We start from the raw sequence: 1,270 nt of genomic DNA on the forward strand, positions 1-1,270 counted from the left end.
CCTTAGCCCGATCCTCGCCGCAGCGACGAACGCCACGGATTTCGACATCGGCGCCCTGCGCAAGCGGCCAACCACCCTTTACGTGATCATCCCCACAAACAAGCTGGACGAGAGCAGCAAGCTACTCAACATCTTCTTCAGCACCGTGATCGGAAACAATCTTGGCAAGCAACTCGGAGAAGATCCTGATCTCAAGTATCAGATGCTCATGTTGATGGACGAGTTCACCGCCATGGGAAGGGTCGATGTATGGGCGAAGCGAATATCCATCGCCGCTAGCTATGGCGTGCGMGACTTGTGCATCGTCCAGAGTCGGGCCCAGCTGCGCTCCGCCTACGGCGAGAACGACGCCCAGAACTTCATCACGAACCACGGTGCGCAGATCGTTTTCGCACCGCGAGAGCAGAGCGACGCTAACGAATACAGCGAAATGCTGGGCTACAAAACGGTCCGGAAGGAACACCGGAGCACCAGTCGGGGTGGCGGAGCGCCGCAGGTGTCGACGAGCTTCAGTGAGGAGCGCCGAGCCGTTCTCCTGCCCCAGGAGATCAAGGAGCTGCCGGCCGACGAAGAGCTCATCTTCTACGAAGGTTGCCGACCGATCCGGGCAAGGAAGAACTGGTTCTTCAAGGACAAGAGGCTGCAGGCGCGCGCCGGTATGCCAGTTTCTGTAGTGGCCCATGCGGGGCAGGTGTCACGTACGTTGGCGCGCGCCCAGGCCGTGCGGAAGCAAACTAACGCTCGAGTGCTCGCGGCGCTGGCCCAGTAATAGTTAGTGGCGCGAGCCACTCCACCCCTCGAAAGCTGACCCAAGGCAACATGACGACGCAAGAAGACTCCTGGGACGAGGACGAAGGCGCACGGCCGTCGTCCCTGCTCTCCGTACACAAGCTGTCAAGCCGCGATATCCACTACGACTCGCAGCTTCTGCGTGACCTTGAAATAGCAAACGCGCGCACCCGCGTCGAACTCGGACACCTTCCACCCGATGGGGTGCCCGTGGCGGTGAAGAGAAAGCCCAGCATTCCCAAAGCGGCAGGTTCGCACGGTGATGCCGCGCGCGTTACCGGTGCTGCGACACCGTCGCCTGGCGATTCCGAAACTCAGATGGCTTACGACCCTCAGGAGGCAGAGATCATGAAACTTCAATCCGTTGCGATGGCCGCAGCTATCAGCGCCGTCACTCTTGCAGGCGGCCTTGCAAATGCATCGTCGCACGATTCGAGTCCGGCCAAGGCACGAACCGCTACGAGCCACGGACTTCCCGAGT

Annotated in this window: 1 protein-coding gene and 1 pseudogene; both read left to right on the forward strand. The window is 60.6% G+C overall.

What is annotated here, in order from left to right:
• The coding region (locus AC1DT2_RS23715) for a type IV secretory system conjugative DNA transfer family protein (protein ID WP_477299139.1) at positions 1-769 on the forward strand (769 nt) is incomplete at its 5' end.
• Between the two features lie 50 nt (positions 770-819).
• A pseudogene (locus AC1DT2_RS23720) lies at positions 820-1,270 on the forward strand (hypothetical protein); the annotation flags it as partial.

The sequence above is a fragment of the Luteibacter sp. P4_E6 genome (genome assembly GCF_056401535.1).